We start from the raw sequence: 11,906 nt of genomic DNA, 5'->3' as shown, positions 1-11,906 counted from the left end.
TCCTACAAAAACCGCCGCCATCGCCTAGCTATTTCTGCTAGCATTATTAAGACGTGTAGGCCTTCTGCACCCTTATATAGTGAACCCTTATGGCTGCCACATCTCTTGCCGAACTCGAACAAATACGTGCTGACTGCCGTAGGCTGGTGAGTCAACGCGCACTGATCTCAGCCGCCGCAGCCGTCGTTCCCATCCCCGGATTAGACGTTAGTACCGACGTTGCCCTATTGCTGCAAATACTGCCGAAAATCAATGAAAAATTCGGCTTAAGTGCTCAACAAGTAGAAGCATTAAGCCCCGAACTACAGAAAATCCTGGTCGTTGGTGGTGCTAACTTCAGCATCGGTTTATTAGGCAAAGTCGTCACTCCCAAGCGGGTCATCAGCCTGCTGCAAAGTATGGGCATGAAAAGCCTAGCCACCAAATATGGCGGCAAATACATTCCAGTGCTAGGTTCAGTAGCAGCGTCAGGTCTAAGCTATGTTGTGTTGCGACGAGTAGGTCACAAGCACATAGACGAATGTTTCAACATTGCCAGCCAACTGTTAGCCCACCAGCAAAGCAACCCAACCTCGAGTGGCACCGTCATTGATGTGGAAGCCACAATCAAGTCTATAGACTAAGATCAAGCCCCTCGTTATTTCCATCTTGACATTTTAAAAACAGTGGATATCTTTCAATCTTCGCGTGACTAAAAGCTAAAATTTCCTAGTCTTTACTTATGCTTATCAAGTCTTTTAAACCTCAAGAATTGGCACTAAAAAAACATTCAGCATAATGTCAGAAAATGGCCAAAAAAACCAAAAAATCAACATAAGCCATTGATTAAAATAGGTTATTTCCTATGAAACAAAAACAAACAAATAACATTAGGCAGTTTGTGACTGAGTATTCACATCGCACTGAACGATTTTTAAGAACCGTTAAAAGTCAAGCCAAAAGATATCCCCAAAATCTGTGGATAACTTTGGGGATATCTTAAGAAGAAACTACCGAGAGACGCATCAATCATACAAACGAGGTTCGTTGGTCAGTAATTACCTGCTTGCAGAGTGGTCACAAAAAAAATGCTACAACTCACTTCTACAACCACCCGGCTTTCTTGAACCGGTAATACAGAAACCCGCATAAGCTCCCCATACCGATTAGCGCCATCGGATACCCGAAGTCCCAGTCCAGCTCTGGCATGATCTTGAAGTTCATGCCGTAGATACCTGCAATGGCCGTAGGAACTGCGAGAATTGCTGCCCACGCGGCTAATTTTCGTCCTGTATCGGTCTGCTTTATTTGCTCTAGCATTTGCCCGCCTTCAAAGGCAAACGCCAATACATCACGTAAAGCATGAATCAATTCCGTGACTCGTAACGCCCTATCAGACACCTCTGCAAAATACGCTTGATTCGACGTTTCTATAAAAGGGGTATCAAGACGCGCTATACGCCTGCAAATCTCGGATAACGGTGCAATCGCCATTTCTATACGCAGTAAATCGCGGCGTAAGCGATAAATTCCCTGTACATCTTTAGGCTGAAAGCCATGTAACAACAAACGTTGCTCCATTGTCTCAACCGCAACTTCCAGCACATCCAACGACTGCACATAATGATCAATCACCAAATCCAGCCACTCAAACGCCAGATAATCACTACCACGCCTTGCTGCCCGCATTAAAGACGACAAACGTTGCTGCAGATCTTCATGATGAAGCTCTTGCCCTCTGCTGACCGTAATCAGCACATTACGCCCAATGATTAACTGCATTTCGGCAAACAGGGGGCGCTCCCCCTTTAGGGCCACCGTAATCACCGCCATAAAACCCACGTCTTCCAAGCTAATCAGCTTTGTTCGTCTATGACGCTCTTGCATGTTTTGCTGCACATACTCAGAAATATATAAATCTGCGCATACCTGCTGAACCTCGACATCAGTAGGGTCTGACAACATCACCCACAGCACATCCCCTTCCGAGCGATTCAACTCCCCTACCGTAGTCACATCCTCGTGCTGATCAACCCCTTTAGACGTATACAAATACGCACGGCTACGGCTCGTTCCTGGCGCGCTATCGTTCCGAGTAGATGCTTCCATACCTGTCCTTTTTGTCTGCCTATATACGCCCTTCACCATAGCATTGATAACCGGTTGCAGACACAGTCGAAATCGCGTTTTTTTTCATTGCCGGACTCACTAGGCAAAGCGACCTTCTTTATGTCATAATTGCATTCTTATGAAGGTCGTGGGCCTATAGCTCAGTTGGTTAGAGCAGCGGACTCATAATCCGTTGGTCGCTGGTTCAAGTCCAGCTGGGCCCACCATAATCTTCATCAGAATCAAGATATTAGAGCAACCTTGCACGGTTGCTCTTTTTCTTTTCCGGCTTGCCGCACCCAGAACATGGCCTAATTTGCGTGATGTGCCAAATGCGAAGCTGCTAAATGAGTATACCTCTGTACCATTTCCAACGTCTCCTATCCGCCTAATTCTTTCAAAATCATCAAAGGCGTTCCAGACTGAACATGCCAGCTTGCCCACGTGTGGCGCAGGTCGTGAAACCTGAAATCCTCCATGCCAACTTTTGCGCATGCGCCGCTTTATTACTGTTAGAGCATCAGCATGAAGAGGCACTGTTCTGGCATAACCTGATTTAGCATTCTCCGCCCTCACCCTCGCTGTTGATTGTTGAAGATCAACGTCCATAGGTAGCAAGCTTAGAGGGTTCATCATACCGTTACATGTGTAGCGTCTTTGCAATCCATCCCCACTAGTTTGCCAAATCGACAAGAAGAAAATACTCACACAGGAGCAACCATGGTTGAGGGTTTAATTATTCATACTGCCGTGAAAAGCTAAAAAGCGGTGTGTCCAACTACCTTGATCAGGGTAACGGCGCGCTATGGCTACTTGGTCGCACATGGATTGACCATGCTTTGTGGGTACACGAACCACGGAAAATGAAAACTATCCGAATCGAGCGTGACGAGGGGTTATCGAAGAACTTGAAGCCAGCTTGATGGAGTTCGAGCGCACAGTAACCCACCACCAGAATCCCTAAAACTAGCGTTATAGGAGACCGCATAATGGCAGCCAAACGCATACACCTGCTACAGACCAAAGTGTTTTTTGAAAAACAAACACTTTGGATATATTCATGTTATGGACAGTTATTCTGAGAACTACTTTTTATTACAACTTTGCCACCAAATTAAATATATGCTTTACAGGAGCTAATACCCACCTTTACTTCATAGAATGGTATTCTGCAATTAAAAACATAAATCTATTTTTTATAAAAAACAGCACATGAATATTCTATTAAAAAAAACGCCATTAATAATATTATTATCGATATCCATTTCCGGCTGCTCTTCTTACTTTGAGTTATGCCCATTTGGAATTAAAGAAATGAGCGGACCAATTTGGTCAAAACCAATTTTAATAACTAAAGACGGAGAAGAATTTAGCACAAGAGAGAGCAAGAAAATTCTATCAAAAATAAAAAAAGAAAAAATAAACCCAGAAATAGAAAAAGGTTACGAAATAGCTGATTTAATATGTGGCAATGAAAATAGAGATATTATTATTGATAAATTAATTTCATTTAACAGAAATTACGTATCAATTTTAGAGACATTAATTATTAACAATCAAGGCTACTACTATTACGAAACATCTATTAAAAGTTTAAATAATGCTATTTCAAATAGAAATTATACAAAATTAGAAGAAAGTACTTTAGATTTAGTGGGTCTTTACTCTTATGGTGGTCATGGAATCAACAACACAGACAAAGATTATTGCAAAACAAACACAATTAATATTAAAAAGGTAGAACAAAACCAAAATGGCGCACGGTACAGGGAAATTCTAGGAGATTACTTTCTAATTCAAGAAGGTTATAAACCTCTCACCTATGAGTACGTAACAAAAAACGTATGCGCATGGAAACCAGATGCATTTCAACATGGAGATGCAACGGGATGGTATGAGTAATATCGAAAATTTTGCATTTGATACGTTCTCATTTAAGTAGTTGAAAAAACCTTTCTCCAACGATTAGTACGTCACAAACCGCCTGTTTGCTGATTTTCGCTATGCACTGGGAGGCGAAAAACGTGTGGCATGAGAAGTGGTAGCCTTTAGTCCCTATCTTTTCTCTGCTAGAGAAGCCGACGTCATAGCCCCGTCTACAAAAGGCTTATATTCATCCCCTAGTCATATATAAACGTTACTACTGCCTCAGCATTCAACCCACCAGGCACTACTAAACTACGATCTACATTGGGAGCAATCACGTATTGCGCTGTCAAAGGCAAATATATATCAGAGGTCGCTGAGCCCAACTGATTTTCTACAATAGCAGGACGACTCGGGATGGTTGAACCAATAGGGGCTGCTCCGAACTGTATGGGGTTTTGGTTTTCTCTGTGATACAGGCGCACACCTACGGTTGGATGGCTAGACTTCAAATAGTCCTTTTCCTCTGCGCTGGAACGCGCATCCGTGAAAAAGGCCATAATTTTTGTACCTTGTGGACACCTTCTACCGACAAGCTCAAAACGTTGCTCAGCTGTCATGCCTTCACTACGCGCGCTACGATATTCAGCCAACTGCGAGACCGTCACAGGAGGTAAAGTGATTACCTGGTCTATATCTGTCGAAGAACAGGTTGGTACAGGTGGTCGTGGTAACTCAGGAATAGTGACATCGTTTACCAACGCATCAAGAAAATCAATCTCACCTCGATTACATAAACGTCGACCACCATTCACATTGTCTGAATACACCATAGCTTTGATATCAGCTTCATGTGTAAAAACAGGTTTCCCCCCCTTATATTTACTGGCATCTATCACAACAATTTCGTAATCAAAATTGTAGTTCAGAAGAAAACTACGGGGTGCAGACCCTGTTAACAGGTTATATGAATGCGTGGTGGACACGTATGTTCCTTTAGGTCTTTGACTATCAACAGTAAACGAATACCCTCCATGCGACCAATGCCCCTGCCAACTGATACGTACCCCTATCCCGGGCGTTTTAGGCATAGGAATAGCACTCAAAGGGTAAGATGCTAAGCCTCTACTATCTATGAAGGCTTTTTTCTCAGTAGGACCATAATAAAACACTGTATTTGCTGAGCCAGTGCCGATAACTTGACCATTAAAAAAAGCACCTCCATCCGGAGCCATCGTCCACTTATTAACCTTTAAACCGATATTCATTTGGCAGACGTTAGCTACTTGTCCATGAGACTCTGCGCTCAAAACAATGAGGCTGGCATAGAAAAAAAGAGAGAGTATTTTTTTTATCCCTATATTGGTTTTTCCTGCCATTATTTTTCCTTTATCTTTCGTTCACTAATTTAAACAAAACTCATAGAAAAAACGAATAAGATTATTCCTATAATTACCTCTAGAAAGACATAAGCACTCGAAAACCTAAGCCAAGCAGACCTGCTTAAGCTAATCCTGACTGAGCGCCAGTAGCATGCCGCTGATAGGACATGCTGTCTAAAGAGTTGATCAGTCGTCAGGAGACATTAAGTAGAACACTTGTCTTCGCCCGCTGCGATGCTAGCGCAGCCACATACCAGTCGCTAGGCCCGTACAGAACAACCATTATCAAAATGATGCGTAAAGCCGCTCTCACTACAGACGCAACGAGATACCCGGCTTAAGCCGGGTTTCAGTTTGCTCCGCAATTATCGTGGCACTCCACAAAATAGCAATAAGCACCTATCGCTTGCTATGCTCTCTAGAAAACTCCTCTAATCTGCACCACACAACCTCTTCATCACCATTGACTAGCCTCCTATAAACGGCGAAAATACTGTTTATTTATACAGCATAAAAATAAACATGGATTCGCCTGCCCCTCTTTCGTCCAGCCCAACTCCCGTGCGGATCATGAACAGCACCGTGCAGTGCGGTTTTCCTAGCCCTGCGGGTGATTATGATCATAAAACGCTCAATATTACCGATTTGCTGATTCATCAAGCAGATGCGACCTACTTCATGCGTGTGCGTGGGCCATCTATGCGCGATGCTGGTATTGATGATGGCGATTACGTGGTGATTGATCGCTCTATAGAACCACGACATGGTCACATTGTTTTGGCGGTGGTGGATGGAGAGTTCACCATCAAGCAGCTCTACCAGCAACAGAGGCACGTGAAGCTCTTAGCTGCTAATCCTGCTTTTCACGATATTGAGTTCAAAGACGGTCAGGAGCTATCCGTCTGGGGAATCGTTACATGGACGCTCAAAAACCACGTACACGTATAGCGCTCATCGACGGAAACAGCTTTTACTGCTCATGCGAGCGGGCAATGCATCCTGCTTATGAAGGTCTTCCTCTTATAGTGCTATCCAACAATGATGGCTGCGCCATCGCGCGCACAGCAGAGGCTAAGGCCTTAGGCATCAAAATGGGAGCCCCTTGGTTTCAATTTAAGCATTTGGCCCAATCGCATGGGTTAATTGCTCTATCTGCCAATTTCAGCCTGTATGCTGATCTAAGTCGTCGCATGATGAGTGTGATTGGGCAGTTTTCGCCACGTCAGGAAATCTACTCCATTGATGAATCCTTTCTTGATTTAAGCGGCATTCAAGAATCTGGCCGAGAGCTTGGTCAAGCCATTAGAAAACGCGTCAAACAATGGGTAGGTATTCCTACCTGTGTGGGCATAGGATCAACCAGGACCCTCGCTAAACTCGCTAATCATCTGGCAAAAGAAGTACCACGCTTAGATGGTGTCTGTGATTTAAGTATGCTGGATGGCCCACAATTAATGCGCGCCATTCGCCATGTACCCATTGATAAGGTGTGGGGCGTGGGACGCCGGCTGAGCAAGAAACTGCTTGAGCTGAATATTCGCACTGCGGCCGATCTCGCCCAAGCTGACAGACGTGTGATACGTGACAAATTTTCTATTGTGTTAGCTAAGACCGCGCGTGAGCTGAGTGGCGAGGCCTGTTTAGCCTGGGATGAAGTCCCTGCTGCGCGACAGCAAATTATGTACTCCAGATCATTTGGCAGCCCGGTCTACGATAAAGAAGACCTTGCACAAGCCGTATCAACTTTTGCCACAGCTGCGGCCGCAAAGTTACGGATTCAACAATCCAAAACCTCATCTTTGCTGCTCTTTATACGCACCAGTTCGTTTGGCGATAGCCCACACTACTCTGCAAGCACCGTGACCACCTTACTGCATGCCACTAACAGCACCACAGAACTCAATGCCGCGGCAATAAAAGCGCTAGACCACATCTATAGAAAGGGAGCCAAATACACCAAAGCGGGAGTGTGCCTTTTGGATATTGAAAATGCGCAAACACACAATATACAAGGGTCTCTCTTTGATATTGCCGACCCCATAGAACAAAGCACTACCTCTAACCTCATGCACGTTATTGATGACATTAATCAACGATTTGGCCGAGGCATGATTGCCCCTGCCAGAAGCTTGGGGATAGAGAATGCGCCATGGAAGACACGCCAAAAACACATGACTCCTGCCTGTACTACAGACTGGAAACAAATTATTGAAATATGGCGATAATGTTATCGCTCAACAACTCGCTACTAACGATGTGGTAGCATGCTTGCCAATTACCTACAGACTTCTCCGGACACTCTGCCAGATTAATAGTTAATTCAAAGCTCTAGGGGCATCATGAAAAAAATACTGTTTGCGGTTGTAGCCTTATCCATGTCATCAGCCGCCTTTTCTAACGAACTCACGCCAATCTGCCAAGACTACTACGCAGCCATAGATAGGTTCGTTAAAAAACTAGAGTCTAATGAGTCCACCAAAGGCGAGGCTGCTGAGATCATGACCATCTATCATGACGCTAAACAGCACTACGCCTCGCTACCCAAAGCCGAGCAAGATCGCATCTGTGCACGAGAGGCAGAAGAGCTACGAGAGTATCAACAAATGCAGCAATCCAAATAACGGGGGCTGCCTCATAGAAATGCTTATTTATAACATCAGCTTATAAGCATAGCCGGCTTATCAATACCTAACACTTTAACCTTGCAGGATTTGATTAAGAACAAAGAATGCAGGCGTGATAAGCGTTTACTCTGAAAACGAAGAGACAGTATATGTAATAGCCAAAATCAGGCTGTATTCATACTGCTTATGCACTGCTGCAGTTACCACTTAGCCCTGACAAAAACACGTAAAAATAATAAGCAAGAAGGCTAAAAGGTCTACACGTGGCGGTGGCTGAAACATATAAATATCTGTATTAGCTCGTACGAATTGGGTCGTGAAGTGTGGCTGTTCAATGCGTATTGGCACTGCCCAACACTTAGTTATGTACCACCCTTATGGAGCCTGTCATGAACGTGTATTTCAGACGAGAGAATGGATGCTTACGCCGCTATGAGGTCAATAGCTCCGACCGCCATGACGCTATTAAACGTGTCAAACAGTGCGATACCGAGTCTAGAAAAGCATGCATTATGGTAGTGCTTAATGGCAACTCACGCACGCAGTACGCTACAGGAGAACAGCAATGACTGATGATCACAGCGTCATTACCGATGAGAGCATATTCTAGGTAGCTTCACTACACACCTTGTTGAGGGCGTTATTCACATCTACGACAAAAAACGGCATCAGGCTGGTAGAGATGCTGATGTTTAGATGCTAGTAAACAAAAAGTGATGCCACGACTCTATGTAGGAAACTAGAAATAGGAAATCTTATGTCTATCAATAGAAACTACTATTGCAAGCCCGACTCTTCTGCTAACCACGATATAGAGAATGCTATTTTCTCTACCAACCTCTCGGCAAACACTACCCTTTCTAATGAGGTTCAGGAGTATTGCAAAGAACAGCACATCACAAACCCTAAACGTATTTGCGAAATTCAAGATGAGATAAGAATGCTGGGCTATTCCATCACTATTACGGCTTACTTTAGGGCCAAAAACAAAGAAAGACCTGACTCGCCCTTGTAATGGATATGGCTGTGTCTCTCCGCCCACTAAGGGCAAGACATACCGCCACATATTTCTCATAAATCGCGCCTTCTGTGTCGCGGTGTCAATATACCGTCCCCAAAAAATAAGAATGCGATAATTACGCCAGCTTCACAACAAGAAAAACGCTATCACTGCGTGGCGTAAACTATCTAAGGGATTTCATGAGATTACTCAACATAGCATCACTGGCTATTTGGGTATTTTTATTATCTGCCTGCATGTCTATTCCCGGCCTTGGTTCCAAGGTAGATCAAAGCTCTGCTGATACCGTTGCTTCTAGACTAATTTTTGTAGTAGAAAACATAGGCCAATACGTTAACAATAATGGTGGCTATAAAAATCTTAAAATTACTGATGTTAAAAAATACGGCAGCGACAACTCGCTTACCTACTACTATGACATTGATCTACCTTATGTCACTCGTCATAGCCCCACACGCTGGTTAGAAAAAAGCTCCAGTATTGACTTGATTCAGGACAAACAAGACCTGTGGTGGGTAAACGAAATCGATGGAATTTCTCAACTCTAAGCGCACATCATGACACGTCACTACATACTCCCCATTTTGGCACTATCGCTACTGGCAGGCTGTACTGCCCCGAAGCCTAAACTAGCGGTGGATTTAGGCCCATTCCCAGACTTCCAGCTTGAAGAGCTACAGGACGCAGAGGATGGAGAATTCATAGCACATTACCCTAATGGCCAAGTCAAACAGCACTCGTGGGTGCGTGGTGATTGCCTCGATAAGAAGCTAGACACGTATTATGAAAATGGTAAGCCCAAAACCTCTATACCCATCTCTAACTGTAAGGCGAATGGCGTAGTAAAAGGCTACTACCCAAATGGCAACCTACAGTATGAGCTATCTGTGGTAAATGGCATTCCACATGGTTCATTTCGTCAGTATCACGACAGTGACAGCAATCTGTTAGCGATGCGCGCTCAACTGAAAAACGGTGCATTTGATGGGATAGTAGAAGAGCTGGATGATTACGGCGACGCGGTAAAGCGCGGGGCTGTCATAGACGGCACTATAGTACCTTTCACGCACACTAATCAGTAAAAATAAGGCGCCTATACGGCGCCTTATTTTTACCTAGGTATTTTGGCTCATGATCATTACTACGCTGCCAACATAGTCGCCAACATATAGCCAGAGCCCGCTCCTGTACCCGCCCCTGGCCATGTCGAAGCTCCGCACAAATACAAACCTTTGATAGGTGTTTTGTATTTGGAATACCCCGCCACTGGACGCAAAAAAAAGTTCTGATCTAGGTGATGACTGCCCGATAGGTTGTCACCACCAATCAAATTGGCATTGAACTGCTCTAAATCACTGGGAGACAGAATGTGCGAGGCCAGAATTTTGCTGCGCAGCCCAGGAGCGTACTGCTCTAGCACATCCAATACACGCTCTGCATAGGCGGCCTTCACCTGTGCCCATTTGGCAGGCGCTATCACGCCCAAGCTATCACCGCGTATGTCGGCAGGCAACACACGCACCTGCACCCACAAGGTATGCTTGCCTTCCGGTGCACGGGAGGAATCTAACGCCGTTCCCTGCCCCACCACTAATACCGGTTCAGCCGGTAATAAGCCGGCTGCCGCCTCGGCATACACCTTACTCATCATGGCTAAATCGGGGGCTATATGTACGTACGAAAAACGCTGTAGCTCTGCCCCAGCTTTCCAGTCGGGTAACTCATCCAATGCCAAGTGAATCATCATCGTGCCCAGACCAGGACGGAAGGCATCCACTTTTTTCTGATACGGTACGGGCACTGTTTGTGTGTCTACCAGACGCCCAAACACCAACTGCGGGTGTAAATTCGCAATCACCGCTTTAGTAGCGCAAAATCGACGGCCATCGCTAAGCACAATGCCACTCGCCCTGCCTTTGGTCTGCTCAATATGCTGCACAGGTGCATTCAACAGAATGTCGCCCCCCAGCTCCTGCAGTAACCCCATCATCGCCTTGATAATGGTATCTGCCCCGCCCTTTCCTATCACCATTCCAAACGCTTGATTAGCCATAGACTCCAAGTACGGGAACAAGGCGCCACCCGCTGTATCTGGCGCGAAATCCACATGCAACCCCCACGCTGCCATCATGGCTTTAAGAGAGTCATTTTCGAAATGCTTATCGAGAAAGTCGCGTGGCGTCGCCAACAGCAACTGCAACAGTTCAGCCACCCCATCCTTGCCCAGTTCACGCCAACTACGCCACACACTTTTCACCAAGGCGGTAGAAGGCATAGGGCTACCCAGTACTGAAAACAGGTGTGGTGCTTTACGCTGGAAATCTGCCAGCATGCTCTGCCACGCCGCTGCATCTTTTTCAGACACGGCACGTATGCGTTGTAAGGTCGTGTCTATATCTGTACTAACACCTAGGTAGCTGTGGTCTCTAAACACACTCGCAAAACAATGCTGCGCTGGTACAAACGCCAAACCATGGCGCTCTAATGATTCTTTATGGCGCTGATAAAAGGCGGATCCTGCAAAAGAAGATAAGTTCATGGCACATACGTCGTGTTTAAACCCTGGCAACGTTAGCTCTTGTGTGCTTACAGCACCACCTGCCGAACTTTTAGCTTCTATTACACGTACCTTCCAACCGCGGCTGGCTAACTCTACCGCCGCAGCTAATCCATTGTGACCCGCTCCAATCACAATAGCGTCCGTTGTCTCTGCTCCCATTTTCAACTCCTTTAGTTCTAAACTATTTTTATGTTTATTCTACTGCTGAAACCTATCGTGCATGAAAATTTCATTCACATGAATAGAGTTGTTATAAAGCGGTGATAGAGACAGCGGCAACACACCAGTTACTGACATGCGCTGTACTACAATGGCTAAAAGCCTCACCCTATTTTCTACTGCATAACAGCTTGAATCGCTACATA

General features: G+C 45.2%; 12 protein-coding genes, 1 tRNA gene and 1 pseudogene. 10 read left to right on the top strand and 4 right to left on the bottom strand.

The features are described 5' to 3' along the window. The first annotated feature begins 89 nt into the window (after window positions 1–89). The gene (locus tag AC3QL0_RS06345; RefSeq protein WP_493010575.1) at window positions 90–623 is read left to right on the top strand and encodes a hypothetical protein; all 534 of its coding nucleotides are present in this window, start codon (window positions 90–92) and stop codon (window positions 621–623) included. Between the two features lie 460 nt (window positions 624–1,083). Here the strand turns inward: AC3QL0_RS06345 and AC3QL0_RS06340 are convergent, their stop codons facing one another. Continuing rightward, window positions 1,084–2,088: a magnesium and cobalt transport protein CorA gene (locus AC3QL0_RS06340; RefSeq protein WP_493010574.1), complete on the bottom strand. Its 1,005-nt coding sequence runs from the start codon at window positions 2,086–2,088 to the stop codon at window positions 1,084–1,086. 150 nt (window positions 2,089–2,238) lie between these two features. Between AC3QL0_RS06340 and AC3QL0_RS06335 the strand changes: the two genes are divergently transcribed. Then, window positions 2,239–2,315: transfer RNA gene (locus AC3QL0_RS06335), tRNA-Ile, on the top strand. Between the two features lie 84 nt (window positions 2,316–2,399). On the opposite strand, the pseudogene AC3QL0_RS06330 reads toward AC3QL0_RS06335, so the two are convergent. After that, window positions 2,400–2,570 (bottom strand): annotated as a pseudogene (locus AC3QL0_RS06330) (tyrosine-type recombinase/integrase); the annotation flags it as partial. Window positions 2,571–3,300: 730 nt separating this feature from the next. On the opposite strand from AC3QL0_RS06330, the gene AC3QL0_RS06325 reads away from it, so the two are divergent. After that, a complete protein-coding gene (locus tag AC3QL0_RS06325; RefSeq protein WP_493010573.1) occupies window positions 3,301–3,990 on the top strand; it encodes a hypothetical protein in 690 nt (229 codons plus the stop codon). Between the two features lie 218 nt (window positions 3,991–4,208). On the opposite strand, the gene AC3QL0_RS06320 is transcribed toward AC3QL0_RS06325, so the two are convergent. Continuing rightward, window positions 4,209–5,333 carry a fimbrial protein gene (locus tag AC3QL0_RS06320; protein WP_493010572.1) on the bottom strand — a complete coding sequence of 375 codons (1,125 nt, stop codon included), beginning with the start codon at window positions 5,331–5,333 and terminating at the stop codon, window positions 4,209–4,211. A 525-nt stretch (window positions 5,334–5,858) separates the two neighbouring features. On the opposite strand from AC3QL0_RS06320, the gene AC3QL0_RS06315 reads away from it, so the two are divergent. The 7 genes from AC3QL0_RS06315 (at window position 5,859) to AC3QL0_RS06285 (ending at window position 10,063) form a co-directional block, all read left to right on the top strand. Then, window positions 5,859–6,284 carry a LexA family protein gene (locus AC3QL0_RS06315; protein ID WP_493010571.1) on the top strand — a complete coding sequence of 142 codons (426 nt, stop codon included), beginning with the start codon at window positions 5,859–5,861 and terminating at the stop codon, window positions 6,282–6,284. Then, a complete protein-coding gene (locus AC3QL0_RS06310) occupies window positions 6,254–7,561 on the top strand; it encodes a Y-family DNA polymerase (RefSeq protein ID WP_493010570.1) in 1,308 nt (435 codons plus the stop codon). The genes AC3QL0_RS06315 and AC3QL0_RS06310 overlap by 31 nt, the downstream gene beginning before the upstream one ends. Before the next feature lie 114 nt (window positions 7,562–7,675). Continuing rightward, a complete protein-coding gene (locus tag AC3QL0_RS06305; RefSeq protein WP_493010569.1) occupies window positions 7,676–7,957 on the top strand; it encodes a DUF5339 family protein in 282 nt (93 codons plus the stop codon). A 392-nt stretch (window positions 7,958–8,349) separates the two neighbouring features. Beyond that, complete coding sequence (locus AC3QL0_RS06300) at window positions 8,350–8,529, top strand: hypothetical protein (RefSeq protein ID WP_493010568.1); 180 nt, start codon at window positions 8,350–8,352, stop codon at window positions 8,527–8,529. Window positions 8,530–8,717: 188 nt separating this feature from the next. After that, window positions 8,718–8,975, top strand: a complete 258-nt coding sequence (locus AC3QL0_RS06295) for a hypothetical protein (RefSeq protein WP_493010567.1) — start codon at window positions 8,718–8,720, stop codon at window positions 8,973–8,975. Window positions 8,976–9,160: 185 nt separating this feature from the next. Further along, window positions 9,161–9,529 carry a hypothetical protein gene (locus tag AC3QL0_RS06290; protein ID WP_493010566.1) on the top strand — a complete coding sequence of 123 codons (369 nt, stop codon included), beginning with the start codon at window positions 9,161–9,163 and terminating at the stop codon, window positions 9,527–9,529. 9 nt (window positions 9,530–9,538) lie between these two features. Then, window positions 9,539–10,063, top strand: coding sequence for a toxin-antitoxin system YwqK family antitoxin (locus AC3QL0_RS06285; RefSeq protein ID WP_493010565.1), 525 nt, complete (start codon window positions 9,539–9,541; stop codon window positions 10,061–10,063). A 59-nt stretch (window positions 10,064–10,122) separates the two neighbouring features. Here the strand turns inward: AC3QL0_RS06285 and AC3QL0_RS06280 are convergent, their stop codons facing one another. Further along, complete coding sequence (locus AC3QL0_RS06280; RefSeq protein WP_493010564.1) at window positions 10,123–11,700, bottom strand: phytoene desaturase family protein; 1,578 nt, start codon at window positions 11,698–11,700, stop codon at window positions 10,123–10,125. Window positions 11,701–11,906: the final 206 nt, after the last annotated feature.

The sequence above is a fragment of the Paenalcaligenes sp. GW821-LYS-B07-1 genome, assembly GCF_058803365.1.
Note: the sequence above shows the minus strand (reverse complement) of the source record. Positions and strands in the feature narration are given on the sequence as shown.

Coding starts and splice junctions, on each gene's coding strand:
- AC3QL0_RS06345 (WP_493010575.1), top strand. CDS start 90: ATGGCTGCCACATCTCTTGCCGAACTCGAACAAATACGTGCTGACTGC.
- AC3QL0_RS06340 (WP_493010574.1), bottom strand. CDS start 2,088: ATGGAAGCATCTACTCGGAACGATAGCGCGCCAGGAACGAGCCGTAGC.
- AC3QL0_RS06325 (WP_493010573.1), top strand. CDS start 3,301: ATGAATATTCTATTAAAAAAAACGCCATTAATAATATTATTATCGATA.
- AC3QL0_RS06320 (WP_493010572.1), bottom strand. CDS start 5,333: ATGGCAGGAAAAACCAATATAGGGATAAAAAAAATACTCTCTCTTTTT.
- AC3QL0_RS06315 (WP_493010571.1), top strand. CDS start 5,859: ATGGATTCGCCTGCCCCTCTTTCGTCCAGCCCAACTCCCGTGCGGATC.
- AC3QL0_RS06310 (WP_493010570.1), top strand. CDS start 6,254: ATGGACGCTCAAAAACCACGTACACGTATAGCGCTCATCGACGGAAAC.
- AC3QL0_RS06305 (WP_493010569.1), top strand. CDS start 7,676: ATGAAAAAAATACTGTTTGCGGTTGTAGCCTTATCCATGTCATCAGCC.
- AC3QL0_RS06300 (WP_493010568.1), top strand. CDS start 8,350: ATGAACGTGTATTTCAGACGAGAGAATGGATGCTTACGCCGCTATGAG.
- AC3QL0_RS06295 (WP_493010567.1), top strand. CDS start 8,718: ATGTCTATCAATAGAAACTACTATTGCAAGCCCGACTCTTCTGCTAAC.
- AC3QL0_RS06290 (WP_493010566.1), top strand. CDS start 9,161: ATGAGATTACTCAACATAGCATCACTGGCTATTTGGGTATTTTTATTA.
- AC3QL0_RS06285 (WP_493010565.1), top strand. CDS start 9,539: ATGACACGTCACTACATACTCCCCATTTTGGCACTATCGCTACTGGCA.
- AC3QL0_RS06280 (WP_493010564.1), bottom strand. CDS start 11,700: ATGGGAGCAGAGACAACGGACGCTATTGTGATTGGAGCGGGTCACAAT.